24 protein-coding genes and 2 pseudogenes are annotated in these 26,701 nt (G+C 39.3%); 5 read left to right on the plus strand and 21 right to left on the minus strand.

The genetic code is table 11. The annotated features are described in order from the left end of the window. Positions 1-144: 144 nt before the first annotated feature. The 10 genes and pseudogenes from A3217_RS08495 to A3217_RS09575 all read right to left on the minus strand — a co-directional run. Positions 145-1,284, minus strand: a complete 1,140-nt coding sequence (locus A3217_RS08495; RefSeq protein WP_066389561.1) for an RAD55 family ATPase — start codon at positions 1,282-1,284, stop codon at positions 145-147. After that, positions 1,281-1,469: a hypothetical protein gene (locus A3217_RS08500; protein WP_066389562.1), complete on the minus strand. Its 189-nt coding sequence runs from the start codon at positions 1,467-1,469 to the stop codon at positions 1,281-1,283. Before A3217_RS08500 ends, A3217_RS08495 begins: the two co-directional genes overlap by 4 nt. Beyond that, positions 1,466-2,491: a site-specific integrase gene (locus A3217_RS08505; RefSeq protein WP_066389563.1), complete on the minus strand. Its 1,026-nt coding sequence runs from the start codon at positions 2,489-2,491 to the stop codon at positions 1,466-1,468. Before A3217_RS08505 ends, A3217_RS08500 begins: the two co-directional genes overlap by 4 nt. Positions 2,492-2,774: 283 nt before the next feature. Next, complete coding sequence (locus A3217_RS08510; RefSeq protein ID WP_066389565.1) at positions 2,775-3,014, minus strand: hypothetical protein; 240 nt, start codon at positions 3,012-3,014, stop codon at positions 2,775-2,777. A 199-nt stretch (positions 3,015-3,213) separates the two neighbouring features. Continuing rightward, positions 3,214-3,456, minus strand: coding sequence for a hypothetical protein (locus tag A3217_RS08515; RefSeq protein WP_066389567.1), 243 nt, complete (start codon positions 3,454-3,456; stop codon positions 3,214-3,216). A gap of 270 nt (positions 3,457-3,726) precedes the next feature. After that, positions 3,727-5,256, minus strand: a complete 1,530-nt coding sequence (locus tag A3217_RS08520; protein ID WP_066389569.1) for a type I restriction-modification system subunit M — start codon at positions 5,254-5,256, stop codon at positions 3,727-3,729. A gap of 212 nt (positions 5,257-5,468) precedes the next feature. Then, positions 5,469-5,729, minus strand: coding sequence for a type II toxin-antitoxin system RelE family toxin (locus A3217_RS08525; protein ID WP_066389570.1), 261 nt, complete (start codon positions 5,727-5,729; stop codon positions 5,469-5,471). Further along, entirely contained in the window at positions 5,726-6,004 is a 279-nt protein-coding gene (locus A3217_RS08530; protein WP_066389571.1) for a type II toxin-antitoxin system RelB/DinJ family antitoxin, read from the minus strand. Before A3217_RS08530 ends, A3217_RS08525 begins: the two co-directional genes overlap by 4 nt. A 250-nt stretch (positions 6,005-6,254) precedes the next feature. After that, positions 6,255-6,944: a restriction endonuclease subunit S gene (locus A3217_RS08535; RefSeq protein WP_082807929.1), complete on the minus strand. Its 690-nt coding sequence runs from the start codon at positions 6,942-6,944 to the stop codon at positions 6,255-6,257. A 243-nt stretch (positions 6,945-7,187) separates the two neighbouring features. Further along, positions 7,188-7,355 (minus strand): annotated as a pseudogene (locus tag A3217_RS09575) (restriction endonuclease subunit S); the annotation flags it as partial. 2 nt (positions 7,356-7,357) lie between these two features. Here A3217_RS09575 and A3217_RS08540 point away from each other — a divergent pair. After that, complete coding sequence (locus A3217_RS08540; RefSeq protein WP_257722288.1) at positions 7,358-8,404, plus strand: restriction endonuclease subunit S; 1,047 nt, start codon at positions 7,358-7,360, stop codon at positions 8,402-8,404. Between the two features lie 219 nt (positions 8,405-8,623). On the opposite strand, the gene A3217_RS08545 is transcribed toward A3217_RS08540, so the two are convergent. Then, positions 8,624-9,433, minus strand: a complete 810-nt coding sequence (locus A3217_RS08545) for a TSUP family transporter (RefSeq protein WP_066389573.1) — start codon at positions 9,431-9,433, stop codon at positions 8,624-8,626. 133 nt (positions 9,434-9,566) lie between these two features. Further along, positions 9,567-12,359: an alanine--tRNA ligase gene (alaS, locus tag A3217_RS08550; protein ID WP_417935349.1), complete on the minus strand. Its 2,793-nt coding sequence runs from the start codon at positions 12,357-12,359 to the stop codon at positions 9,567-9,569. A gap of 154 nt (positions 12,360-12,513) precedes the next feature. Between alaS and A3217_RS08555 the strand changes: the two genes are divergently transcribed. From A3217_RS08555 to bioA, 4 genes are all read left to right on the plus strand, one after another. Next, the gene (locus tag A3217_RS08555; protein ID WP_066389575.1) at positions 12,514-13,317 is read left to right on the plus strand and encodes an outer membrane protein; all 804 of its coding nucleotides are present in this window, start codon (positions 12,514-12,516) and stop codon (positions 13,315-13,317) included. A 24-nt stretch (positions 13,318-13,341) separates the two neighbouring features. Further along, complete coding sequence (gene bioD, locus A3217_RS08560; RefSeq protein WP_066389576.1) at positions 13,342-13,980, plus strand: dethiobiotin synthase; 639 nt, start codon at positions 13,342-13,344, stop codon at positions 13,978-13,980. Positions 13,981-14,053: 73 nt separating this feature from the next. Next, positions 14,054-14,881, plus strand: coding sequence for a flagellar hook-basal body protein (locus tag A3217_RS08565; RefSeq protein ID WP_066389577.1), 828 nt, complete (start codon positions 14,054-14,056; stop codon positions 14,879-14,881). Positions 14,882-14,924: 43 nt separating this feature from the next. Next, positions 14,925-16,364 carry an adenosylmethionine--8-amino-7-oxononanoate transaminase gene (gene bioA / locus A3217_RS08570; protein WP_066389830.1) on the plus strand — a complete coding sequence of 480 codons (1,440 nt, stop codon included), beginning with the start codon at positions 14,925-14,927 and terminating at the stop codon, positions 16,362-16,364. 102 nt (positions 16,365-16,466) lie between these two features. Here bioA and A3217_RS08575 read toward each other — a convergent pair whose 3' ends face one another. From A3217_RS08575 to A3217_RS08615, 9 genes and pseudogenes are all read right to left on the minus strand, one after another. Further along, the gene (locus A3217_RS08575; protein ID WP_066389578.1) at positions 16,467-17,339 is read right to left on the minus strand and encodes a hypothetical protein; all 873 of its coding nucleotides are present in this window, start codon (positions 17,337-17,339) and stop codon (positions 16,467-16,469) included. Then, positions 17,314-18,849 (minus strand): MBOAT family O-acyltransferase, encoded by a 1,536-nt coding sequence (locus A3217_RS08580; RefSeq protein ID WP_066389579.1) that lies wholly within the window; start codon positions 18,847-18,849, stop codon positions 17,314-17,316. Before A3217_RS08580 ends, A3217_RS08575 begins: the two co-directional genes overlap by 26 nt. Positions 18,850-19,022: 173 nt before the next feature. Beyond that, on the minus strand, positions 19,023-20,654 hold the full coding sequence (gene groL / locus A3217_RS08585; protein WP_066389582.1) for a chaperonin GroEL: 1,632 nt from the start codon (positions 20,652-20,654) through the stop codon (positions 19,023-19,025). Positions 20,655-20,694: 40 nt separating this feature from the next. Beyond that, positions 20,695-20,961 (minus strand): annotated as a pseudogene (gene groES / locus A3217_RS08590) (co-chaperone GroES); the annotation flags it as partial. Positions 20,962-21,104: 143 nt separating this feature from the next. Further along, complete coding sequence (locus tag A3217_RS08595; protein WP_231860239.1) at positions 21,105-21,659, minus strand: glycosyltransferase family 9 protein; 555 nt, start codon at positions 21,657-21,659, stop codon at positions 21,105-21,107. Positions 21,660-21,910: 251 nt separating this feature from the next. Beyond that, on the minus strand, positions 21,911-22,456 hold the full coding sequence (locus tag A3217_RS08600) for a hypothetical protein (RefSeq protein ID WP_156471910.1): 546 nt from the start codon (positions 22,454-22,456) through the stop codon (positions 21,911-21,913). A 360-nt stretch (positions 22,457-22,816) separates the two neighbouring features. After that, entirely contained in the window at positions 22,817-23,929 is a 1,113-nt protein-coding gene (locus tag A3217_RS08605) for a DNA-methyltransferase (RefSeq protein ID WP_066389591.1), read from the minus strand. Continuing rightward, the gene (locus A3217_RS08610) at positions 23,907-24,641 is read right to left on the minus strand and encodes an HpyAIV family type II restriction enzyme (protein ID WP_417935362.1); all 735 of its coding nucleotides are present in this window, start codon (positions 24,639-24,641) and stop codon (positions 23,907-23,909) included. The genes A3217_RS08605 and A3217_RS08610 overlap by 23 nt, the downstream gene beginning before the upstream one ends. 232 nt (positions 24,642-24,873) lie before the next feature. Then, positions 24,874-26,562 (minus strand): saccharopine dehydrogenase family protein, encoded by a 1,689-nt coding sequence (locus tag A3217_RS08615; protein ID WP_066389593.1) that lies wholly within the window; start codon positions 26,560-26,562, stop codon positions 24,874-24,876. Positions 26,563-26,701: the final 139 nt, after the last annotated feature.

Below are 26,701 nucleotides of genomic sequence, written 5' to 3' on the forward strand. Positions count from 1 at the left end.
AAGTTGCTCTTATTTATGCAATCTATGCATTTATTGGTTTTTTTAGAAAAAATAAACTCGTCTTCAATGTAAAAAAGCTTTGTGCTATACTCTGCTTTTAGACCTTTAATCATTTGCTTTTTTGGCTTCCTTGTCCAAAGGTTTTTAAAAAATGTTTTCAATAATCACCTCCTCATAAATTGAATAACTTGTAGGCATACTTGAGAAAATGCGCTTTTGTGCGTCAAAATGCACACGTTCTTTATAATGCTTGCCTGTCTGTTTGTTCTTTTTTAAAATCACAATGCGCGAGTTTTCGCTAAATTCCCTTATCTTTTCATTTTCCGCTTTGTCGTGTTCGATTCTAATGGTTATTGAGCTTTCGTGTCCGCCCTTTTTGCTTCCCATTGGGTTGTCTCTATCGCCTTTACTTGTCTGCACAATCAAAAAAACGACAATATTAAGACTATGACAAAGTTTTGCTAAGGTTGAAAACTTTAGGCTTTCTTCCTCTTCCATATTGCGACCATTTGGACTACTAATGCGCATTTGAGAATCAATTAAAAACACTCTAACACCACTTTTATAAAGTGTCTTTATATTTTGCGCGATGTTGTAAAGCTCGTAGCCGTCATCAATGATTATCAAATTATTGGCGTTAAAGCCTTTTTTTGTGTCTTTAGCCTTAAGATATTGATAAATTGGAAACTCAAAGCTAAAAAAACAAACTTTGTGCTTTTTGCTTATATGCTCTAGCATTTGTAAGCCTAAGGTTGTTTTGCCTGCTTCTGGGTCTCCGCTTATCAAAACTAACTGCGCGCATTCAATACCACCATTTAAAGCGGAATCTAAAAAGCTTACGCCGGTTTCAAACTTTGGCATTACTGGCTTAGTGGCGTAATACTCTTGCCACTGCGCAAAGTTTTTGTAGCTTTTTGTTTGCAAGTTTGGCAAAAGCTGGTCTATATCAAGCAAAGTATTATTTTCGCTTGCTAGTAAAAGCTCTTGGGCTACTCTCCTTTGTCTGTCTAAGTTATAGGCTTTTATAAAAGGTTCTTTCAATAAAAGCACATTGGGATTTGGCAAAGTGCTTAACATTTCTAAAATAAAGGCCTTTTCACTTTGGGCTTTGTTAAGGCTTTGCGTGAAAACATTTAAAGAAATATTAGGCAAGTCTTGCAAAATGTTTAAAACTTCTTGCGCGTCTTTACTAAAGCACTCTCTTGGCACTTCGCTTAAAAACTCCTCTAAATATTGCGGATAAGCTAGAAAAGAGCTTAAAATTTCTTGCTCTAAAGGGTTCATATTTCACCCCTTAGGACTTTTTGCATCCATTCTTTTTCTGTAAAAACATCGCTTTTAATTGTTAGCATTATCTCCTCGCCACATAAGCACGTCGTTTGTATGCTTGTATCGCTTGGGGCTTCTAACTCTTTTACATTTAGGCTGTTTTCCTCACCACAAGTTGGGCAGATATAGTTAAGGTTCATATTTCACCTCCAAACTCTGCCTCAACAAAACTCGCTCTTTTGATTTGGGTGGGAATGTATTTAACATAATGCGTAAAAGTCGTAGAAAGGCTTTTGTGTCCTAACATCGCACTAATCCATAAAACTTCCTCTTTATGCTCTAACATCATCGTGGCAAAAGTATGGCGCGTTTGGTAAATCGCTCTTTTTTTAATGTTTAATTTCTCTAAAAGTGCGAAATACTGCCCGCGTAAGTCTGAAATAGGTTGCGTGATAATAGTCCCTTTTGTGCGCTCTTGGCTTAAAAGCGTGCGCTTGAGGATTGGCAACATATCAACATAACGATTAGTGCCTGTTTTTGTGCTGGTAATTTTCCCGGTGGCGGATTCTATGGCTTTATTAATAAGTATCTTGTCGTTTTTAAAATCACAATCTTCATAAGTCAAAGCCCTTATTTCTCCGGTGCGCGCGCCTGTAAAAAAAGCGATGATTAAGAATAATTTAAGTTCGCCTGTTGCGTTTTGTAATAAAAGTTTCACTTCCTCGCTGGTGAAAGGTATAACGCTCTCGCCTTGAATTTGGTGGGACTTTTTTACGCGTAAGGGCTTTAGGTGCGTAGCAATTCCCTCGTCTTTAGCAAATCGTAAAAGCTGGTTTAAAAAATTTAGCTTATAGTCTTGCTCTGTATTATTTGCGTAGGCTTCTAGGTCTTTTTGTGTCCAAAGCCGAATGTCTTTTTTTCCGAAAAACTTTACTAAATCATTTGTATTGTATTTGTATTTAAGTAAAGTTTGCGACTTAAGGTTTGTATTTTGCAAGAAAAGTTCCGCGATTGTTGCTATTGGATATTTTACAATTTCTTGCTTAGGCTCGCCTCGCAAGTGTTTATAAACATAGCTTTGTATGTCTAATAAAACTCTAGCTAGATTTTCCTTACTTGCTTGCAGTTTTGTGCTAAATCTTATGCGTCCTAAGTCCTTTAAGGTTGTGTCAATATAAATCACCCCGCCCCTTGTGTAAGTTTTGCTGTGTAAGATGTCCATTTTTTCTCCTTTTTTTAAGTGTTTGTTGTTTAAAGAGCTTGTCGCTCTCGTTACAAAATCGCACTTTTTTGGTTGGTTTTGGCACTGCGTTTTTTTGTGTTCGCTTTTGGTTTGCATTGGCTTTCAAAGCTTGTCGCTTTTAAGCCCGCACAAAAGCGCGCCCACAAAAGCTAGGGTTTAAAGCCCCCACATTTGCGGGATTTAAACCTTTGGCACAAAATCTGGCACAAAAAGGCTAAAAATCCACAAAAACATTGCAAAATAAAGTGAAGTGTAAAAGAAATTATTTTGTGTAAGTGTTTGAGCCACACGAGCGCGGGGTGAAAGCAATAAAGGCAGGCATTAAAGGCTTTTCCTCGCGCCCTCGTTTCGTCGCTTTCGCACGATTACTTATAAGCCACATCGTAAGCCCTTGCCTCTCCCTCGCTTGCACATTTGAGGCAAGCGATATAAGACCACAAAGGCGTTGCGATTTACGAGACAACGCGCGAATATAAATTGCCACATTGTCCCGCTTTGCCACATTTCAAGGCTTTGCCTCTCCCTCGCAACTTTTGCCCGCTTGCTGTGTCTAAACTTGTAAAAGCGTTGGTTGCGTAAGCTTGTGTTACAAAACTTTAAGACCCTTTTGGGTTTCCTACCCCCCCAAAAAAGCAAAAAAATCCTAAAAACGCACTTTGTCGCGGTTGGCGCGTGGCTCTTGCTGGCGCGTTGATTACGCCTTATAAGCTACACACCCGCGCGCTTTGGAGTTTTAAAAATCCTAAGCTTGCGGTCTTAAACTTGGCGTGAATTTTGCGCTTTGGTTTGTTAAAAGTTGGGTGTAGTTTTTGTGCGTGGAGTGAGCCTTGTAAATGCGCACTTAAAAAAGCTTGAGTGCTACGAATATCAAAGAGAAAAAAAGAATTTAAGCCCATTTTTTGCAACAAAGGTAGAGATAAGGCTTTAAGTGTGATATTTTTCATTTATTTGCCTTGTGCATTTTATTGCGTTTCTAGTATGCCAAACATTAAATAACGTGCATTAGCTTATGTATTATTTAGCACGCAATTTAGATTAAATTTATCTTTGTCGCTCTCAAACGTTAGCGAAGATAGTTTTTAAAGATTCCAATAGAGATATTTCGCTACGCTCAATATGACAAAATTTATTTTGCCCAAAAAAATTCTTTTTTAATAGTAAGCCAAATAGAGACGCAAAGCAAAGCATAATCACAAAGGGCTTGATGTTAAAATTTAGCACGCTTCAAGTTCTTCGACTATTTTCTCAATTTCCGCTCTTAAATGCATTTGGTTTTTAAGCATCTCTTTAATCTCTGCATTAAGAAGGCTTATATCAACCACTTCGCGCGTGTCTTTGGCTTCCACATAGCTAGAAACGCTTAAGTTATAGTCGTTCTTAGCAATTTGCTCTTTTGGCACGAGTGCGCTTACGAACTCTTTAGTCTCCCTTGCCTTGTAGGATCTCAAAATCCATTCTAGATTCTGCGGTGAAAGCATATTTTTATTGGTTACTTTGATAAATGCATCGCTTGCATTGATAAACAAAACCTTATCGTCCCTATTCTTATTTTTGCGCAATACCAAGATACACACCGCAATCCCTGTGCCAAAGAAAAGATTAGGCGCAAGGGCTATCACACAATCAATGTAATCCTCTTCTATCAAATACTTTCTTATATCCCGCTCCGCACCGCTTCTATACATTACACCCGGGAAAGTTACAATAGCCGCGCTACCTTTTTCACTAAGCCACGCTAAGCTATGCATTACAAAAGCCAAATCAGCCTTTGATTCAGGGGCTAAAACCCCCGCTTTTAAAAATCGTTCATCGTTGATTAAAAGCGCGTTGCTTTTGCCCTCCCATTTGATACTATAAGGAGGATTGCTAACGATTGCATCAAATGGCTCGGTGTTTTTGTGTTCTTCATTAGGCTTTATTAGAGTATCGCCGTGTGCTATATCAAATTTCGTGTATGCTACATTATGCAGTAGCATATTCATTCTTGCAAGGTTATAAGTAGTGATATTAATTTCTTGTCCAAAATAGCCTGATTTCGGGTCTTTTTTCAAAATCTTTTTATACTGCAAGAGCAGTGAGCCACTCCCACAAGCAGGGTCATAGACTTTATTAGGCTTAGCATTATTGCAAAGTGTGATTTCAACAAGCAGTTTGCTAACCTCTTGAGGAGTGAAAAACTCCCCGCCACTTTTCCCCGCGTTACTTGCATACATTTTCATCAGATATTCATACGCATCGCCAAAGACATCAATTTCATTTTCATTATAATGCAACTCCAAATCACTAATAGCCCTCATAATATTTAAGATTTTTCTATTGCGCTCACTATTAGACTTGCCAATGTTATCAGAATGTAAATCCATATCTGCAAAAAGCCCATTAAATTGCTTGCTGCTGTCTTGGATTTGTTTAAAAATATTGCTTAAAGTCTCATTGAGATTGGATTTTTCTTGGTCCGCATTTTTAAGCACATTAGAAAACAAAGCACTAGGTTTGATAAAAAAACCATAGGTTTCAAGGATAGTATCCTTGCCATTTTCTGCCTCCTCATCGCTTAAGGTCTCATAGTTGTCTGTATCATAATGCTCCTTAAGGTCATTTTTGAGTTTCTCACTGATAAAGTAATAAAACAAAAATCCAAAAACATAATCTTTGGATTTCGAGAGCTCGATTACTCCTCTTAAGTCGTTGGCGATTTTCCATATTGTTTTATGAAGCTCCTCTCTTTCTCTAACGCTTTTCATTTGTTTTTCCTCCTTTTAGTATTTAGTTTGTTTATGGGTTAAGAAATTCTTCGGCTAAAGCTTAAGTAATGACAATGCGGGGTTTTGTCATATTGCGCCCTATTTTGTCATATTGAGCGCAAGCGAAATATCTCTATTGTAAAGAGACATTGCACTTTCACAAAAGCGGCACTCTTAAAAATTCTAGCTTTTTAGATTCCACCCCTTTTCTTTTATTTATAAATATCGCCTCTAGATTCCGCATCATAGGCATAAATTAAAATCTCTTTTTCTCTTATTTCATACAAGATTCTATATTTGCCAATCCTTAAGCGGTAGCAGTTTTGTGTGCCTTGTAGTCTTTTAATATCTTGCGTGTTTGAGTGGGGATTTTGTGCGATTTGCTCTAAGGCACTGATGACTTTAGGGGCTAAGTCGCGGTGTTTATCTAGGAATTTCTTTGCTTCCTTGCTATATTCTAAGAAATAATTCATTGGATTCCAAACTCCTTTTTAAGCTCCTCGTGGCTTATAGTCTCACCCCTTTCTAGCTCTTTTATAGCCTTTTTGTAGGCTCTCTTATTTGCCTCTGTCTCAATGGTATCTGGGTCTATTTCGCTACTTATGCTAAAGGGAATCTCGCCGGTTTTAAGCACCTTTGCAGCAAACATTCTAAAGGCTGTGCCTAAATCTAGCCCCATATCCTTAAGCATTATTTCTAAAATCTCTTTATCGCTGCTATCCATTCTAAATTGCACAATTGAAGTCATTTTCTATCCTTTTGTATGGTTTTGAATGATTATATTATATTTAGATTAAATTTTACTTTTACCATATTGCCCCCTGTTGTCATATTACCCCACTTTGTCATATTGAGGGAGTGAAACGACCAAAATATCTCTCTTAGAATCCTTAGGAGATTCTTCGCTTTGCTTAAGTAATGACAAGTCTTATTTTTGTCATTCTCAAACTCTCCTTTTGTCATTCTGAGACGTTAGCCGAAGAATCTTGACTTAGTTTCTAATCTTCACTTTTTTCTAAACTTTTAAAGCTTAGTAATTTCTCTCTATAATATGCGTATTGTTTTCTTCTTGCTGCAATCTCTGCGGGGATTCCTTTGCTTAAGTCATTAACTAAGCAATCAAATTTATCTAGGATTTGGACAATTTCATTTTGCACATTTAAAGGTGGGAGGGGGATTTTTATCTTGCTTAAGTTGCTATTATGCACACGAATAACCTTAGTTCCAAAGGCAAACTTTATTTTTTGGTCTTGAAAGAAATCAGTTTTAAAAAAATAGCTTATAAATTTAGGATTTTGTTTATGAGAAAATACAAAACTATCCCCACTAATGCAAACTTCATCGTCTCCTAAATATGCTACCGCTTTACAAACATCTTCTTTATTTTCACTAACTCCAGCAATGATTAAATCTCCACTTTTTGCTTTCTTAAGCGACTTTGCCACTTCCTCACTCACAAAAGATATTGTTTTTTCAGTATGGATTCCATAATAAGTGTGAATTTGTCCATAATGGATACAAGGGACTCCAGATTCTGTAAAATCCTTTTTTTGCAAACCATTTCCACGCGTAAAAGTGCCAATCTCCCCCAAGCTTACCATTTTTACAAGTTCTAGGTATTTAGATTCTTCGTTTGTTGAGATTCTTCGGGCTTTGCCCTCAGAATGACAATTAACCTTTTTTGTCATATTGAGCGCAAGCGAAACATCTCTATTGTTGTAATGGGATTCTTCGCTTCGCTCAGAATGACAAGAGGCATTATCATATTGAGGCGAAGCCGAAATATCTGCTAAATGCTTCCTTGCTCTTTTTTCTAATTCTTCTTTGCTTAAAAGCTTATTTCTATAATATTCGTATTGTTTTTTACGCGCTTCTAATTCTTTTTCTAATTCTTTTTCTAATTCTTTTTCTAATTCTGTAAATTTGTCTAAGATTTCTACAATTTTGTTTTGAATTTCTAGGGGTGGGAGGGGGATTAAAATATTCTCAAATTTTTTCTTTGAAATGTTAAATCTTGTAACGCCACTAGCTGTTTTTATAATTTGCTTTCTTATGCTTTCTTGCCTAAATAAGTATTTGCTAAATTCTGGAGGTTGAATTTATTAATACTCATTTATTTCAAGGCACGGGATTAAAAAATTTGGACAAAAAACAATTTCAAAACTTCCAAATCCCCCTCCCACCCCTAGAAATTCAAAACAAAATTGTAGAAATCTTAGACAAATTTACAGAATTAGAAAAAGAATTAGAAAAAGAATTAGAAAAAGAATTAGAAGCGCGTAAAAAACAATACGAATATTATAGAAATAAGCTTTTAAGCAAAGAAGAATTAGAAAAAAGAGCAAGGAAGCATTTAGCAGATATTTCGGCTTCGCCTCAATATGATAATGCCTCTTGTCATTCTGAGCGAAGCGAAGAATCCCATTACAACAATAGAGATGTTTCGCTTGCGCTCAATATGACAAAAAAGGTTAATTGTCATTCTGAGGGCAAAGCCCGAAGAATCTCAACAAACGAAGAATCTAAATACCTAGAACTTGTAAAAATGGTAAGCTTGGGGGAGATTGGCACTTTTACGCGTGGAAATGGTTTGCAAAAAAAGGATTTTACAGAATCTGGAGTCCCTTGTATCCATTATGGACAAATTCACACTTATTATGGAATCCATACTGAAAAAACAATATCTTTTGTGAGTGAGGAAGTGGCAAAGTCGCTTAAGAAAGCAAAAAGTGGAGATTTAATCATTGCTGGAGTTAGTGAAAATAAAGAAGATGTTTGTAAAGCGGTAGCATATTTAGGAGACGATGAAGTTTGCATTAGTGGGGATAGTTTTGTATTTTCTCATAAACAAAATCCTAAATTTATAAGCTATTTTTTTAAAACTGATTTCTTTCAAGACCAAAAAATAAAGTTTGCCTTTGGAACTAAGGTTATTCGTGTGCATAATAGCAACTTAAGCAAGATAAAAATCCCCCTCCCACCTTTAAATGTGCAAAATGAAATTGTCCAAATCCTAGATAAATTTGATTGCTTAGTTAATGACTTAAGCAAAGGAATCCCCGCAGAGATTGCAGCAAGAAGAAAACAATACGCATATTATAGAGAGAAATTACTAAGCTTTAAAAGTTTAGAAAAAAGTGAAGATTAGAAACTAAGTCAAGATTCTTCGGCTAACGTCTCAGAATGACAAAAGGAGAGTTTGAGAATGACAAAAATAAGACTTGTCATTACTTAAGCAAAGCGAAGAATCTCCTAAGGATTCTAAGAGAGATATTTTGGTCGTTTCACTCCCTCAATATGACAAAGTGGGGTAATATGACAACAGGGGGCAATATGGTAAAAGTAAAATTTAATCGCCCTTGTTCATTTACCTAAAAAATTCTTTGATAATGAGTTGTGCAGAGATACCAAAGCAAATGCAGATTACAAAGGGCTTAATGATTTTTGCACCATGCTTAAGTGCAAGTTTTGCCCCAAGACTTGCGCCTATTGCTTGTCCTATGCACATAAGCAAACCCAAAAGCCACAGCACATTCCCGCTTAGGATAAAAAACAAAGTAGAAGAAATGTTAATGCTAAAAACAAGTGAGCGCGAATGTGCCAAAGCCTTGCTTAGCCCATATCCTCCTAAGCTTACAAGAAGTGTTAGCATAAGTGTGCCAATCCCTACGCCTAAAAACCCACCATAAAAGCTTATTAGCGCGCAAAAGCCATAAAATGCAAATTTATTTTGTGGTTTTGCCCTATCTGTATCGCTTATTTTGCGTGAGAATAAAAAATATAGCCCTATTGCTATCATCACAAAGGGCAGGATTTTTGCAAGAAGCTCGGCTTTAACAAACTGCACGCTAATTGCCCCCGCACTTGCAAAGATAAGAGCTAGGATAATGCACAAGTGATTTAGAGTAATATTACTTTGAGAATAGTAAGTATAAGCCCCTGTAAAAGAGCCTACACAAGCTTGTAGTTTATTTGTCGCTAAGGCAGCTAGAGGATTTATGCCACTTAGTAATAAAAGTGGCATAGTAATCATACCCGCACCACCTGATAGCGAACCCACAAGCCCTCCAAAAAGCGCAGCAAAAAACAAAATCACATACCAATACAGAGCTATATTTTCAAAGCTTTGGATATGGAGAAAATCAAGCAGAGTAGAGAGCGGGATAGAATTTAGCATAGGAAGCCTTTAAGCGTTTTTTAAGTAAAAATTATAGCTATAAAAGTGGCGAAGCGGGATTTATTCACACGAGATGATACAAACTAAAAAAATAGAATCTAAATCCTTAAAGCACCTTCGCTAGCCTCTTTTTTTACCCTAGCGCATTTCTTGCTACTTCTTTTGCCCTTTGCAATGCCTCATCGATTTTGCTAATATCTTTTCCGCCAGCTGCAGCAAAGTCATCTTTACCCCCGCCTTTCCCACCTAAGATATGCGCGATTTCAGCCACCCACGCGCCCGCTTTTATTGGCGCGTTTTTCACGCCTGCGGTGATTGAGATTTTTTCACCAGATTCACAGATGAGAAGCACCGCAATACTTTGTTCCTCATTTTTTGCCTTGTCAATTGCCTCTTTTATCTCCACCGCGCTTTTATCGCTTATGCACGCGACTATGAGCTTACACTCGCCCACGCGCTCAAACTCTAGCGACTTTAGGCTACTAGCTTGGGATTTCGCCACACTTAGCTTTTTAACCTGTGCTTTTAGCTTTTCAATAGCTTGTAGCAAATCTTGGGCTTTTAAGTTTTCTTTAGCTTGGTTTAGCGTCTCTAGCGCATTTGCGCCCCATTCATAACCCGCATGCCCACACACTGCCTCTATCCTACGCACACCGCTACTCACTCCGCCTTCTTTGGTGATATAAAAGCTTCCAATTTCTGCGGTGTTTTTGACATGGATTCCCCCACATAGCTCAATAGAATCCCCAAAGCTCACCACGCGCACGACATCGCCATATTTTTCGCCAAATAGCGCCATCGCACCGCGCGCCTTTGCCTCATCAATAGGCAAACTCTCGCACACCTGCGCGCTTGCACGCAAGATTTTTTCATTTACACGTTTTTCAATCTCGCGCAATTCCTCGCGACTTAGCGCCTTTGGGTGGGAAAAGTCAAAACGCAAGCGGTGCGCTTCTACCAAACTTCCTGCCTGTGCGATATGCGCGCCCAAAACCTCGCGCAATACCAAATGCAGTAAATGCGTCGCACTATGATGCTTTGCAATCTCTGCACGTGCGCAATCCACAAATGCCAGCACCTCATCACCTACGCGCAAAGTCTCAACCGCGCTCACTTTTGAAAGATTAAGCCCAAAATATTTTTTGGTATCAAGCACAGAGGCAAGCGGGGCTTTAGATTCTGTAAAATCTTTGCGCCAACGAGATGAATTTAAACTCCCGCAAACTCCACCAAGAGAAGAATTCTGATGAAGCAAAACTCCTTTATCGCCAACTGGTCCGCCAGATTCTGGATAAAATGGCGTGCTATCTAGCAACACATACCCCTCTTGCCCTTTTTCCAGCCTTTCAACGCGCAAAAATGCAGAATCTAATAGCGCCAAAATCTTAGCCTCCGCGCGCTCATTTTCATAGCCTACAAAAACATTTTCACCAAACTCCGCAAGCAATGCCTTGAAATCACCCTCTTTTGTGCTATCGCCACTCCCTTTCCAGCTTGCCTTACTACGATTTTTTTGCTCCTCCATACACTTTTCAAACGCGCCCAAATCCACTTCCAAACCCTTATCGCGCAACATATCTTGCGTCAAATCAAGCGGGAATCCATAAGTATCATAAAGCTTAAACGCCACTTCACCAGAGAAAAGCTTTTGAGATTCTGGGTCTATTTTTGCGCAATCCTCGCCAAAGATTCTAGTATTTTGCATAGAATCTAGCTCATTTTCAAAGAGCTTCATTCCTGATTCTATCGTCTCAAAAAACCTCTCCTCCTCCGCTTTGCACTGCTCCATAATCGATTCCCTGCGCTCGTTTAAATACCCATAATGCGCGCCCATACTCTCACACACCACGCCCACCACGCGATACAAAAACGCTCTTTTCACGCCCAACAAATAGCCGTGTCGCACCGCTCGGCGCAAGATTCTACGCAAGACATATCCGCGCCCTTCTTTATCAAAATGCACGCCTTGCGCGAGCAAAAATGCCACCGCGCGCGCGTGGTCGGCTATCACGCGAAAACTTGCTTGCGTGCTTTTGTTTATCGTAGATTCTATGTTGCGCCCATTAGAATCCGCAGAATCCGCGCTCCTAGATTCCATCTCTAAGAGCTCTATATCTTCATAATACTTCCACACATTGCCACTTTCCGCGCAAAGTTTCTCTATTTCTTTCATTAGTGGCGCAAAAAGCGAAGTATCAAAGTTATTGATTTTCCCCTCTTTGAGCGCAATCACGCGTTCTAGCCCCATACCTGTATCAATGCTTGGGCGAGGCAGTGGCGTGCGCACGCCATCTTTTTGCTCAAATTGCATAAAGACAAGATTCCATATTTCTAAGAATCTATCACCTTCCCCGCCGAAATAATCCTCGCTTGAGTGAAAATACTTTTCCCCCTGATCGACATAGATTTCACTACAAGGTCCGCAAGGTCCGCTATCGCCCATCTGCCAAAAGTTATCCTTATCGCCCATACGCTTAATGCGCGAAGATTCTATATGCTCACACCATAGCGCGTAAGCTTCATCATCGCTTTCGTGGATTGTCACATACAAAAGGCTTTTATCAAAGCCCAAAACTTGCGTTACAAACTCCCACGCATACGCTATCGCCTCGCGTTTGAAATAATCTCCAAAGCTAAAATTCCCTAGCATCTCAAAAAGCGTGTGGTGGCGCGCGGTGTAGCCGACATTTTCTAGGTCATTATGCTTCCCACCTGCGCGAATACATAGCTGTGATGAAGTCGCGCGCGGAATCTGCGGTGTTGGCACTTTACCGGTGAAAATATCCTTAAACTGCACCATTCCTGCATTGACAAAAAGCAAGCTCGCATCATCAGGCACAAGTGGCATTGACTCATATGCCTTATGCCCCCGCTTTGCGAAATACTCCAAATACAGCGCGCGAATATCCATTTTTTGCCCTTTCATATAAAGCCTTGTTTATGTGGTTTTGCTTAAAATTTTATCTTAAAATTTCGCAAATTTTGTTGATGTTATGTAACTTGTTTATGTATAATCTAAGCCTTGCGTAAATTTTTGGGGTTCTACACGCAACAACCACAACAAAATAAAGGAAAATAAAATGAGAAAATCTCTTTTTGCGAGCGTTATTTTAAGCGTTCTCTGCACGAGCGGGGCTTTTGCTGAGAAGGGGGGGGGCTATATTGGGATTGATATAGGACACGGGAATGTCAAGTTTGATCAAAGTATCAATGCAACTATGACAATGAGTAACAATGGGAGTTCAGGTATGACAAGCGGAACAGCTTCCCCACTGAATGGACATATTTATGCGAATAACTCTATGGCAAATTTTGCAATCAAAGGTGGTTATAAAACTTTCTTTGGAGAATCTAAACGTTTTGGTGCGCGTGGTTATGTGTATTTTGGCTATGGCTACAATAGCATGCAGAATGTAAATTATAATTTTGGATCTCCTCTAGGAGCAACCATAGCGCAAGCAGCTAATGGCTCAATTTTCACAGGCACAGGAAAAACTTATTATAACCATGTGTTTGATTATGGCGTGGGTGGGGATTTGCTCTTTAACTTTATTGATGTGCCTGAGCATAGTTTTGGTATCTATGGCGGTGTAGCACTAGGTGCTGAAACATGGGTAGCAAATGGTAAGGAATACAAGCCAAATGGTGGCAAGGGCGAGAGCTACTTTGGATTCCAAACAATGCTAAATGTCGGCGTTAGAGGCGTATTTGACCAACATCACGGAATCGAGTTTGGCGCAAAAATCCCACTTTTAGACACAGAAATCTTTAATGGCAATGGAAGGTCGCCTTTGTTAGGTCAGATGGGCATCACACTTGATGGCACTACAACTACAATGAGACGACCCTACATTATCCACGCAAGCTATGTGTATAACTTCTAATCTCTCTCAAACTCGGTGTGCGCGATGCTTCAACACTTAGCCATCGCTGGTGCGCATACTGACATCGGCAAAAGCGCGGTGAGTGCCGCGCTTTGCTTTGGCTTTAATTTCGCGTATTTCAAACTCGTGCAGGCAGGCAAGGAAGAAGACAGGGACATTATCGCCTCTCTTGCACCTAAAACAAAAATCTATCCAAATGGATTCACACTGCAAACACCTGCAAGCCCACATATCGCAAAGCGTATCGAAAACGCAGAATACAATGGCTTGCAAATCCCACTGCCTGAAACTCCACAGCCACTTTTGCTTGAGAGTGCTGGCGGGCTTTACACACCACTAGATTCTCAAAGTTGCATAATTGATTATCTTGCGTTGCACAAACTGCCGGTATTGCTTGTGGGTGGGTATTATTTGGGCGCGATAAATCACATTTTGCTAAGTATTGAAGTGCTTAAAATGCGTGGGATTGAGCTTTTGGGCTTGGTGATGAGTGAAGGGAAAGAAAAAAACGCGTATGCGGATTCTTTTGATTCCTTTATCGCGCAATATAGCGGGGTGAAAATCGCGCGTTTTAGGCATTTTGAACGCGATTGTGAAAACGCGGACTTTCAAGCCAAAGCCCTAGAACTCAAAGCTTCTCTTTGCGCTCTTAAGATTATCTAACACGATTTGCTTTCATAAAATCTTAGGAATATTTTTTGCATAACTACACACAAAAAGCCAAAAGGAGCGCGGAATGCAAAGCGGATACTACAACACCACCGGCGGTATGGTAACGCAATTTAGCCGCTTAGATATTATCTCAAACAATCTTGCTAACCTTAACACAAATGGCTTTAAGCGCGATGATGTGGTAATCGGCGATTATCTGCGCTTGTATCAGACGCATAAACACCAACTGCCAATTGAAGGTCAAACACGCGAGGCAGCGAAGTTTCTTAACCGCTCACTTGATCGCGTGCCAATTATCAGCGAAGAATACACCGATAGAAGCTCTGGAACTATGGCGCAGACGGAAAATGCGCTTGATTTCGCCCTACAAGATTCTAATGCGTTTTTTGCAATTTTAACACCAGAGGGTGTGCGCTACACACGCGATGGGAGCTTTAGCATTGATAGCAATGGCGCGCTTGTGAGCAAGGAGGGCTTCGCTGTGCTAAGTCGCAATGGGATAGATTCTCAAGGTGGGATAATGCTCGCACAGGGTCAAAATCTCGAAGCAGATAAAAACGGAAATCTCTACCTACGCAATATTAATAACGATACAATCGGTGAAATCGCGCCTATTGGAGCGCTTGCGGTGGTGAGCTTTGAAAATCCGCGCTATTTAAAAAAGGTAGGCAAAAATCTCTATGAATACCCGGATGAGCGCCTTAATGAGCGCAAAAATGTGGAAAATGGTGTAATGCAGGGCTTTGTGGAGAAAAGCAATGTCAATGCGGTACGCGAGATGACTTCGCTCATTGAGACAAATCGCCTTGTGGATATGTATCAGCGCGTGATGCGCTCGCATATGGACGACCTCAACAGCGAGGCGATTACCAAGCTTGCGGTGCGCGCATGAAAAGCGTGAGATTCTAGGAATTTTTGAAAATAGAGAGTTCGCGATGACAAATTTTAGAGATTCTACCATTTGCAAAGACTTGTGCGCGCGTGATTTGGCGCATATTTGGCATCCTTGCACGCAAATGCACGACCACGAAAACACTTTCCCTCTTATCCCCATTAAGCGTGCAAAGGGCGTGTATTTGTATGATTTTGATGAGAAAAGTTATATCGATTGTGTTTCTAGCTGGTGGGTGAATCTTTTTGGACATTGCAACGACTATATAAGTCAAAAATTAAGCCAACAGGCGCAAAATTTGGAACATTGCATTTTCGCAGGCTTCAGCCACGAGCCAATCATACGCTTTTCTCAAAGGCTGTGCGAAAAATTGCCAAAGGGCTTAGAAAAGTGCTTTTATGCAGATAATGGCTCAAGTGCGATTGAAGTCGCGCTCAAAATGGCGTATCACGCAAAGGTGCTTGAAAATCCGCAATTTGCAAAAAGTTTGGAATCTGCGCAAGAAACCCATGCTTTTATCTCACTGCAAAATGCCTATCACGGCGAGACTTTGGGCGCGCTAAGCGTGGGAGATGTGGGACTATACAAGCAGACTTATAAGCCTCTTTTGCTAAAAAATATCGTTATCCCAATGCCACACACGCTAACAGGCTACCACGATGATGAGGTGGATTCTGCGGGATTTGACGGAGATGACATAAGCTCAAAAAACTTGGGTTCTGATACGCAAAATGCCACGAACTACGAAGATTCTCTCGCATTTTTAGAATCCACCCTTGCGCAAAATCCCCATATCATCGCCTTTATCATCGAGCCACTTTTGCAATGCGCAGGCGGTATGCAACTCCATACACCAAGCTTTGTGGCGCGAGCGTGCGCGCTATGTAGGAAATATGGCGTGAGGGTGATTTTTGATGAAATCGCGGTAGGCTTTGGCAGGAGTGGCACACTCTTTGCGCTGCAAGCTTGCGGTGTAGTGCCAGATTTTCTAGCGCTTAGCAAGGGCATTAGCGGGGGATATTTACCGCTTTCGGTGGTGGTAACAAGTGATGAAATTTATAAGCTTTTTTATGCGCCTTATAATGAGAATAAGGCGTTTTTGCACTCGCACTCTTACACTGGAAATGCGCTGGCGTGTGCGTGTGCGAATGCTGTGCTTGATATTTTTGACACACAAGATGTGCTAGAAAATAATAAAATCTTAAGTCGCTATATTTGGGAAAAAGCGCAGAATCTACGTGAGCTTTCATATGTCAAAAATTTGCGCCAAAGAGGTATGGTATGCGCGTTTGAGATAGATTCCAAAAATCCGCGCAAAGGCATAGAGGTCTATAACAAAGCCTTGCAAAAAGGCTTGCTCCTGCGCCCGCTAGGTAATACAATCTACTTTATGCCCCCTTTTGTGATAAACAAAGAGCAGATTGAATTTGTCTTTGAGGGGATTAGAGAGATTCTAAGCGAGCGTGATTTTTTGGATTCTTAGGAAATTTTAGATTCTTCAGCTAAAGCCTCAGAATGACAAAAAGAGTGATTTTGTCATATTGAAACAATGCCGAAATATCTCTTTTTAGATTCTCTAGAATTATTAAAAATTTTGAACTTCTTTTACAAACGCCTTGCTAAAACATTCAGCGCTTTCATAAAGCAGGTGGATTCCATCAGAGGTTTCATACTCGCTGTGATTTGGCATTGGCAAAAATGGGTAAGAAAAACTTTGAGCCAAAAAAGTGTTTGCCTCAATAAATCTTGGCTGTTTTGCCAAAAGTGGGTCGATTGGCATAGTAAAAAAGATAATTTTCACGCCTTTATTTTCAAAATATTGCAATTGTTTTTGAAGCAAATCCAAGCGGTTTTGGTAATTTTGCAGATTTGCTAAAGGCTGTTGATAGCGCTTTAAAAAGCCTTCCATACTTAGATTATAAATTTTTTCATCACGTTTTATTGAGCGCTTTTCCTCCTCGCTTTTCCCGCCAAAGCGCTTGATAAGGCTCGCAAAAATATTAAGTGGCTGGTATTTCTCCTGTAATGCGGGCAGGTAATAGCGCACCTTAAAAAGCAGTGGCTCAAACAAAATCCCAAGCATTGCAGAATCCTCATCACGCTCAAAAAGCACATTTGTTTCAATGTAGAGAATCTGAGGGATTTTGTTTGAGCGCTTGATGATTTCTAAGCCACTTTGCACGCTCCCACCGCCAAAGGCGAGATTATAGATTCCCACAGATTCTAGTAAATCTTTATCAAGACGCGAAGCTAAAGACGAGCCTAACACCGCAGCTTTTGGCGTGTGCGGGGAATAAATATATTCTTGCGCAAAAACTAAATTTGACTGCCATTGATTCTGATAGGCAGTAATTTCTGGCTTAAAAACAAAAAGTGCGAGATTATATAACGCAAAAAGTGCCAAAAACACGCTAAAGATTCTAAAAACACCCTTAAAATTGGAAATAAATAAACGCACCGCTACTCCCACTATTTGTAAAGATAAAAAACAATAGCACGCCAAAAAGCGCAGATTCTATGATTTGTCTGTATTTATAAACACTTGAGGTTTTTTGATTTTTGCCTTTGCGCGTAATCCAACAATACACCACATAACGCACATAATAGGCAAAAATGGGCGCGCTATAACATAAAATCATCAACAACAACGCATTGCCACGCACTCCGCTGGGCTCACAAAAAATCTCGCTCACATACAAAAGTACATCGCTAAAATCGCGCAACTTAAAGAGAATCCACCCAAACGACACTACGCCAAAGACAAACACCACGCGCACGCAATAAACAAGCGCACTCTTTGCTAACAGAATTGAAAATCTAGGGAGGTGCGCCACAAAAGCTGGCTTTAGATTCTCTTTTAAAAAACGCTCGATTGCCAAAAATAGTCCGTGATATACGCCCCACACCATATAAGAAATATACGCCCCGTGCCACAGCCCGCCAAGCGCCATAACAATAAAAAGATTGCAATAGGTGCGGAATTTGCCCTTCCTGCTCCCGCCTAGTGGGATATAGAGGTATTGTTTTAGCCAAGTGGAAAGCGAGATGTGCCACCTGCGCCAAAACTCAGCAAATGAGGCTGAAATATAGGGGAAATTGAAGTTTTGCGGGAGGTTGTAACCAAAAAGTTTTGCTACACCAATAGCTATCAAGCTATAACCTGCAAAATCTGCAAAAATCTGCACGCTATAACCAAAAAGAAGCACCAGAAGGGTTAGTGCATCATAGGCTTGAAAATACGGCGGAAGCATCCAAAAAGTTTGGTCTTTCAAATTATCTGCGATTACCATTTTGAGAAAATAGCCAAGAATAATGATTCTAGCACTTGTATAAAAATCGATAGCTTCTAGGCGTTTGGGGGCGATTTGCGGGTAAAATTCGTGTGCTTTGACAATAGGGCCGGCTACAAGCTGTGGGAAAAAACCGATGAAAAAGAGGGTATTGCGATAGTGCTTGAAAAACCCGCGCTCGCAAATAGGACTAACTAGAGAACTTTGCTCTAAAGAATGTGTATGCCCCCCCCCCGAGCCATTATTTTTCACGCTATCTCTGTATAAATCTACCACCAAGCTAATGCCCTGAAATGTGTAAAATGAGATTCCCACAGGTAATGGGACATTAATAAGAAACTCGCCAATGCTTTGTGCGTTGATAAAAGACTCCATCGCTCTACCAAAAAGCGGGCTGTATTTGAAAAACGCCAACACCGAGAGATTTACCCCCACACCAAGCCACGCATAAAGCCTTTTATGTATCAAAGTCGGGGCGAAAGTAACTTGATAGCTAGCGAGCGCATTAATCGAAGCGGAAACAAAAAGAAGTGCTAATAAAATCGGCTGTCCATAAGCGTAAAAAATAAAACTAGCAATGATGAGAATCCACACTTGCACGCATCGTAAGCCTTTCGCATAATACAGCCCAAAGGTTATGGCAACAAGCGCGATAAAGGCATAACTTGTAAAAAGCATTAAAATTCCTTAAAACATCTTGCAAATTCTTAAAAAAAAGAAAAGTTGCCATTGTGCCATAAAATTTTAAAATACTCTTGGTTTGTAATTAAAATTATTTTGAGGGAGACTACCAAAAGAGCTTTGGCAGTCCTTAAGATATTTATAGATTTGGTTTAGGGCGCGATGCCAAATTACATCATACCGCCCATACCACCCATTCCGCCCATATCTGGCATTGCTGGAGCTGGCTTGTCTTCTTTGATTTCGTTAATTGTCGCTTCTGTGGTAAGAAGAAGGCTTGAAACTGATACAGCGTTTTGCAACGCAATGCGTGTAACTTTAAGCGGGTCGATAATACCTGCTTTAAACATATCCACATACTCGCCCTTACTCGCGTTAAAGCCAATTGTTTCCTTGCCTTTTTCCACTTCATTAACCACCACACCAGAATCAAAACCCGCATTTGTCGCAATTTGTGCCAAAGGTGCTTTAATAGCGCGTTTGATAATGTCATAGCCCACTGCCTCATCACCTTCTAACTTAAGCTTGACTTTTTGCGCTGCATGGATAAGTGCCGCACCACCGCCGATAACGATACCTTCATCAACCGCTGCCTTAGTCGCAGAAAGCGCATCATCAACGCGATCTTTTTTCTCTTTCATCTCTACTTCTGTCGCTGCGCCTACTTTGATGACAGCCACACCACCACTAAGCTTTGCAAGACGCTCTTGGAGTTTTTCTTTGTCATAGTCGCTTGTGGTGTTGGCAATTTCTGTTCTAATTTGCGCAATTCTATCTTTCACTTCTTGCGCCTTACCCTTGCCATCAACAATTGTTGTATTATCCTTATCAATCACAACGCGCGCTGCCTGTCCTAAATCTTGCAAGCTCGCAGCTTCTAAGGTTTTACCCAACTCTTCGCTAATAACTTGCCCACCTGTAAGGATTGCGATATCTTGAAGCATTGCCTTTCTTCTATCGCCAAAGCCCGGTGCTTTCACTGCAGAGACATTAAGCACGCCACGAAGTTTATTTACCACAAGTGTCGTAAGCGCCTCACCTTCAATATCTTCAGCGATGATAAGAAGTGGCTTGCCACTTTGCATTGTTGCTTCCAATAAGGGGAGAATCTCTTTCATGCTCGAAATTTTCTTGTCCGTCAAAAGCACATAAGCATTTTCAAGCTGCGCTATCATTTTTTCAGTATTTGTCACAAAATATGCTGAAAGATAACCGCGGTCAAACTGCATACCCTCAACAACGCTAAGTTCATCATTAATGCCCTTTGCCTCTTCAACGGTGATAACACCATCTTTGCCTACTTTTTCCATTGCTTCGGCGATAAGTTTGCCCACTGCTTCATCAGAGTTTGCAGAGATTGTCGCAACCTGCGCGATTTCAGAGCCACTCACTTTTTTACTACCTTTTTTAAGCTCCTCTATGATTGCCTCTGCTGCTTTGTCCATACCACGCTTTACCTCCACAGGATTTGCACCTGCTGTAATATTACGCAAGCCTTCTTTGAAAATACTATGTGCCAAAACGGTAGCTGTGGTCGTCCCATCACCCGCTGCATCGGCTGTCTTGCTCGCTACTTCTTTCACAAGCTGTGCGCCCATATTTGCGATAGGGTCGGCTAATTCTACTTCCTTTGCCACGCTCACGCCATCTTTTGTAATCGCTGGCGCACCATAGCTTTTTTGGATAAGCACATTGCGCCCTCTTGGTCCCATTGTAACTTTAACGGCGTCATTAAGCTGCTTAATCCCCTCATAAAGTTTATTTCTTGCTGAATCTGAAAAGTGAATTTCTTTGTTTGCCATAATTTACTCCTTATGTTAAGTTTATGAATATTTATTTTTCTAGGATTCCTAAGATATCCTCTGCCTCTAGGACGATAAACTCCTTGCCATCAAGCTTAATTTCGCTACCTTTATATTTTTCAAACACAACAACTTGCTTTTCTTTAAGGCTCGAAAACTCTTCTTGTGCTTTTTTGCCGATAGCCTTGATAATGCCTGTAAGCGGTTTTTCCTTTGCATTATCTGGGATAATAATGCCTGAGCTCGTCTTCGTGTCCTCTTCTTGTCGTTCTACAAGAACTCTTTTCCCAAGTGGTTGAAATTTCATACTATACTCCTTAGAATTATGTAAATTGCTAAAAATTAGCACTTAAGTTTCTTAAGTGCGCGAATTTTAGTGATTTTTATTAAATAAGTCAATATCTAATAGTAAATGAATAAATAATATTTAGCTAAATAGACTAAACTTTATTAAGTATTTATATTATATTTTAGCGGTTTTTTAAGCTTTTCAAAGACCAGCTCAACTACTTCTTGGGATTGTGTATGGGTAATTTGGTGTAGCATATATTTTAAAATTACATAGTTTTTATCCCTACTTGCCCACATAATTGTATCTGCCTCTTTATATAATCCAATGGTTGGAATTCCTAAATTGCTAGCGATATGAATATTACCTGTGCTGGGAGATATGACGCACTCCATTTTTTGTGTAAGCGCTACAAGATTGAATAAATTATCATTATTTTCAAAAATATATAAGCCTTTATGATCTAATATGCCCCCCCCCCATACACGACACGCATTTAAAAAATCTAACTTGGTTTTATAATAAACAGGCACAACTACATTTATAGCAGGTAGTGAAAGTATCAAAGAAACAAGATAAATATAATATCTTATTGGGAGATTAAAAGGGCTACTTACGCCAAAAGGCACAACCATAACAAATCTTTTTTGCTCTTTTCCTAAAAATGAATCTATACACTCTTTATACACCAAATCCACACAAAGCCTAGTTGGCATAAAGTTAAGATTCTTATTAGATTTGCTTGGATTTATGGACTTTACCATATCAAGTAATAATGATTCTAAGGAGATAGATTTATTTTTCCAGAATCCTAAATGAGCATAAAAGTTTAAAACGCGAATGCAAAAAATTCATAAAGAAATAACCAATCGCGCACAACACAAAACTATTAAAACAATCTCGTTAGAAAACCACTTGCCAAAAGCCACTAAAGGCTTCATATCGCTTTATTTTTTTCTCTTTATTTTTATTCGATCTTTAAGTAACCCTTGAAATCCTTGCCTACAAGCCCTACAAGATTTTTAATAATTTTTTGTTGATATTTGTCATAATCCCCAAGTTCAGCACCCACATATCCGGACCACACCTCTTGAATTTTTTTACCTCTATCATCATAACAAATAATGCTCACTGCAATTTTTTTTATTGCTATTGGAATGGTGTATATATTTGTGTATGCCGTGCTTGTGTTATATGTTGTATAGCCTCCAGTGTATTGAGAATAAGAAGTGCCTAAAGAAAAAGTAAGATAACAATTTGTTGATTTGGCTTCTAAATTAAACCCATTAATTTGAAAACCATCTTCAACCATTATTTCAGCCAGTGATAGTGCAAACTTTTTATCTGCAATGCTTGATATTTCACCTGTGTAGATACTAAGTGGTTCTTGCTTATTAAAGGTAATTTGAGGGTCTGTTTGCGTGGAATAATAAACTTTAGTAGAACAGCCATTCATGAATAGACAAGAGAGTAATATGCCTATGACAATCCAAAGTCTTTTGGCGGAATCCAACATCATTTCCTCCCATCTTCTAGCGCTTTAGATTCTCCACTAGATTCTTTCAAGCAAACCAAAATTGTTATGAAATTCTCTAAAACATTCATAGCTATACTTTTTTCCACGATTTAAAACTTCGCCTTGCACATTAATGCGCAATTTTCACAATAAAATCAGGTGTGTAAAAACTTCCTTGATTAATCGTTTGGATTGTCATTTCTCCCCCCCCTCCTACTCTAATCTATTCATAACTCATTTGTGCGATAGAAACCTATGCCTTATCTCCGCATCGCAACTGCACATATCCGTTGCGCTTACTAAAAAAGATTTTACATATATTTTTTCCATTCTATGTCTCTCGTCGTTCTCAATTATTTAGTCTAAACTCTTTCTATACTCTTCTCGTATTTTGTCAAGAAAAATATAAGAATCTCCTCTCCGCACTTTCCAATACCTAAAGCCATTCAGTCGCTCTGCTTTTGTATTTTTTAATCGTGCGGAGAGGGTATGAATATCATAAATTTCCTCTTCGAATTCAAGCCTACCCGCGCTTGTAAGCTTTGCCTCAAAACTCGTATTGTTTAGATATACACTTTCTCCAACTTGCAAAAATCCTGCTACAATCATTTCAGTTAAACTAACCTTTAATGGTTTTTTGTCAAATTCTGCTTTGGCAATGGGACTATCCTCAAATGCAAGCAGCTCTAAACGCCGCTTGCCATACTGAATATATGTAGCATTTTGCTCAAGCATAATATAATTTCTACCAAGAATCTTTGCTGCTACTGCTGTAGTCATCGTGCCACCAAAAGGATCAAGCACAATATCGCCCATTTTAGAACTAATGGCAACGATTCGATAAAGAAGCGATTCGGGCTTTTGTGTATTGTGGAGCTTATTACCATTTGTATCTTTAAGTCTTTCATTTCCGCTGCAAACAGGGATTCTCCATACGCTACCAAGCTGTTTGCGCACCCCATTTTCAAAACCAATAATCTCACAATTTAGTTCTTTTGCCGTTTTGTAATTAAAAGCATATTTTGATTTTTTGTCTTTTGTCGCCCAAATCAATGTTTCGTGCGAATTATTCAGCCTTGTTCCGTGAAAATTAGGCGTAGGATTGCTCTTGTGCCAAATCACATCATTAATAAACCAAAAGCCAAGCTCTTGCATTGCCCCACCAATACTATAAACACATTGCATCGAGCCAATTACCCAAATGCTACCATTGGGCTTAAGAATTCTCTTGCATTCTTTGAGCCAACTTCTAGTGAAATTTACATAATCTGCATTATCTAAAAAAGCATTATCCCACACATCATCACAACCACTAAACTTGCTCCCCTCTGGTCTTCGCAAGCTCCCCTCAACACGCATATAATAGGGCGGGTCAGCAAAAATGAGGTCAATGCTACAATCCGGGATTGTTTGCAGTAATTCAAGACTATTGCCCTGTAAGATTTGATTAATCGGCAATTGATTTTGCATTGTATAACTCCCTTAGATTGTGCTGCATTGGGAAAAGTTCTTTTCTTAATTCTATATAATCTGGCATATCAGAGAGTAATTTTTTAATCAAATTGGGATAATCATTTTTTACTCTTAATAGTGCTATTCTTATTCCATCGCTTGTATCAAAATCGGGTACATTCAATATTTCCTGACTTCTTTCTTGTTTATGTTTTTGTAGATGTGAAATAATCTCATTCCAAATATCCATTCTTTTAAAAATATTCTCAAACAATTCTTTACCATAAAAAATACAAATTTCTACTTGCTCATCTGTATTGTGTTCTATTTGTTCTAAATAATATTTTCTGTTTTTCTTTAGACTATCACCACTAAACCACATAGAAGCAATAATTTTATAATTTGGATATGGATATTGTTTTTTCAACACTTTTATTTTCTTGATTAAATTTGTATATTGCCCACGTTTTTTAGTGCTATCATGGTCGTCTCTTATTTTCTGCTCTATTAAATAAATAATGTCATTTTTTTGGAAAATCTGGTCGGCAGATAATCTATTATTGCTTTCATCAACTCCTATATTTTTATCTAAAATTGAATAGCCCATACCTCTAATGTATTCTGTTAAGATTTCTTCCATAAAATCCCCGAATTTAATTTCGCAACTTTGTGTAACATTCTGTATGAGCTTCGTTTTTGCATTGGTGATTCTAAAAATCCCTATATATATCGTTTTGGATTTTGAATAACATTAAGCAATATCTCATAATTCAGGTCTTTACCAAAAACTCTATAGTTGAGTCTGCTTTTAAAATCTTGATATGTCATGTTTTGTCTTTCTTGCAAATTATATCATCGCTATTCGCAACAACTAACTCTCTCATAGTATTATAACTCTAACAATCTTTGATTTAGTATGACATTCATTTATGCTCCTTTTTATCCCTAAAAATCCATTATTTTTACCTCCTCCCATCTTCTAGCACCTTGCATTCTCCATTTTTGCTTATTTCAAGCACGACATAAGGTAAGCCTTGCTTATTTAGCTCGCACATAAAGGGGTCGGGGTCATTTTGCTCCATATTCCACACGCCTGCGCCTTGAAATTCAGCTTGTAGCGATAAATCGGAGGGCTTGTCGCTCATTTGTGCGATAGACGCTTGTGTCTTATCTCCGCACTCGCAACTGCGTAGCTCCGATTTCTCATCTACAATCTTAGAATTTCTATCGCTAGTTACTACTTTCACATCGCATTCATTATCATTACTTGCCTGTTTTTGCAACTCTAGCGCATTATCTATCCCTTGATACTCCCCACCTTTTGGCATATCCTTATTAAGCTCCAAACGCTCGGTATTATAGGATTCTAAGATTCTGGTATCTTGTGTGAGATTTGAACCCACACCCCATTTGCCCTCTACAATAAGCTTTGCCCCAATCATCGCAGGCACACCTGTCGTATAGCTTACACCTTGCGCATTGACTTCTTTAAAGCATTCCTCATGCGCACAAATGTTGTAGATATAAATTGTGCGCTCCTTGCCGTCTTTTATCCCACGTATGTAGCAACCAATGTGCGTTTGCCCTTTTGTGCGTGAAGCTAGACTTGCTGGGTCTGGTAAAAGTGTTTTTAGCACTTCAATAGGCACGATTTTGCCACCCTTATGGCTCACTTCATCAATGCGCAAAAAACCGATATTCTCTAAAACTTTCATATGTGTAAGATAAGATTCTCCAAAGGTCATAAAAAAGCGGATTTTGCGTAAGCCTTTGATATTCCGCACTAGAGATTCCAACTCTTCATGGTAGAGTAAATAGCTATTTTTCACGCCCACCTCTGGGTAATCCCACTCTTTCATCAAAGCCAAAGGCGCAATATCGCGCCACTGCCCACCCGCATACGATTGATTACTTAAACTTTGTGTATTAGATTCTAATTTGAAGTGTTTCTCTTCTCGTTCAAACTTGCGATAGATAGTATCTTTTTGCAAGTCATCATTTAATGCGAGATTAGATTCTAAGCTTGTAGATTCTGCAATACTAGAATCTTTCACCCAATATCTAGCCTTTGAGCTCACTTCTCGCAGATTAATTTCAGGGTTAAAATTTGTCGCAAATGCATATCCATGGTCGCCTGCGTTGCAATCTAAAATATCAATAGAATAAATCGCATCAAAATAATGCTTTTGTGCATAGGCGCAAAATACATTTGTAACCCCCGGGTCAAAGCCACTGCCTAAAAGCGCGAAGATTCCAGCTTGTTTATAGCGCGTGTCATACGCCCATTGCTCCTTGTATTCAAAATGCGCAGAGTCCGGATGCTCGTAATTTGCAGTATCTAAATAATGTGTGCGTGTGCGCAAACACGCTTCCATAATAGTCAAATCTTGGTAGGGCAGGGCAACATTTACCACAAGCTTTGGGTGGTATTTTTCAATCAAAGCCACCACAGATTCCACACTATCTGCATTGACTTCATCTATTTCTATCTCGCCATAACCTTTAGCGCGGATAGAATCTGCTATATCTTTACATTTGTTTTTTGTGCGTGAGGCTAATATTATTTTTGAAAACACATCTTTATTCATCGCCATTTTATGCGCTACCACGCCCCCAACGCCACCTGCTCCAATTTGTAAAACTATCGCCATATTTGCTCCTTAGTTGCTTTAAGCTAGATTCTAAACAACAGATAAAGGGTGGATTCTATCGAAAATTTCTAAAAATGTGTAAAATCCTAAACTCTCGCTGAAATTACAAAAATACGCCGCGAGCGTTATTTTAAAGCTT

This window comes from Helicobacter himalayensis (assembly GCF_001602095.1).
In the GTDB taxonomy this organism is placed as follows: domain Bacteria; phylum Campylobacterota; class Campylobacteria; order Campylobacterales; family Helicobacteraceae; genus Helicobacter_F; species Helicobacter_F himalayensis.